Below are 928 nucleotides of genomic sequence, written 5' to 3' on the forward strand. Positions count from 1 at the left end.
TTTTCTCGATGCACGCTTCCAGATCGGCGAGAATCGGCAGCTTGACGTGAATCTTGGCGGCACCGTCCAGCGCCGTCGCCATCAAGATCCAGCTTCCGGCCCCACGAGGCTCGCACCAATAGCTTTGCGCGACCAGCTTGTCAGCCGCTCGGCATCCATCGAAGTACCACCCATGGTGGGACTCCATATCATTTCTGCGTCGCAGAAACCCACCATTTCCATTGCCGGTGGTCAGAAATCGATCTGCGAAACAGGTAGCAATTGTTCAAGGCTGTCGGACAATTACCTCCCCCATGGCTGGTGGTCAGCCGCGATGCATGCGCCGTTTCCCGATCGTTGTCTGTGGGTCGGATGATAAGCATGTACTCAACCACTTTGCGCGTCGGCGAAGCCATCGAGATCGGCAATGTGGGCGCGGTGCGCGTCGAGGCCAAGGCGGGCTGCATGGTGAAGCTGGCGTTCTTCACCGAACTGCCATTGTGCATGGTGACATCATCCCGCCACGCTACATCTAACGCGGAAACGGGCGCCGCCTTCCTGCTCGGCGCCCTATTCATGCTCATCACCGTCAGCCGGGAGGAGTGTAGAGCGGCTCTTTGCATCGATGGACCAAGCACTGGCCATCGCGCGTCGGCACAAACGCTACCGCTGGGATTTCCGACGAGTCGCACGCATTGCTGTACTGGCGGATGTAGAGGCCATAGGTGTTCGGGCCGGTGGTCAGCACCACCGAGCCATGGCTCTGGATTAGCGCCTGCGTCTGTTGGCAGGTCATCGCGCGGGTGTCCGGCCGGGCCTGGGCGAGGGTTGTGAAGGCAAGCGTGACCGCTGCCGAGGTCAACGCAATCCGGCGAATGGACATGACGAGACTCCCGACGATGAGCCATTTGGTTGACAAACTCGCATGTGCAGGGCGGCTGTGCAATGG

Annotated in this window: 2 protein-coding genes; one reads left to right on the forward strand and one right to left on the reverse strand. The window is 60.2% G+C overall.

Annotation, left to right across the window (positions count from 1 at the left end):
• Positions 1-355 (forward strand): hypothetical protein (locus E5W70_RS32440; protein WP_292665442.1); only part of this gene is annotated, 355 nt, incomplete at its 5' end.
• Between the two features lie 213 nt (positions 356-568).
• Here E5W70_RS32440 and E5W70_RS32445 read toward each other — a convergent pair.
• The coding region (locus tag E5W70_RS32445) for a hypothetical protein (protein WP_366509783.1) at positions 569-928 on the reverse strand (360 nt) is incomplete at its 5' end.

It is taken from the genome of Mesorhizobium sp., from assembly GCF_005063415.1.
In the GTDB taxonomy this organism is placed as follows: Bacteria; Pseudomonadota; Alphaproteobacteria; order Rhizobiales; family Rhizobiaceae; genus Mesorhizobium.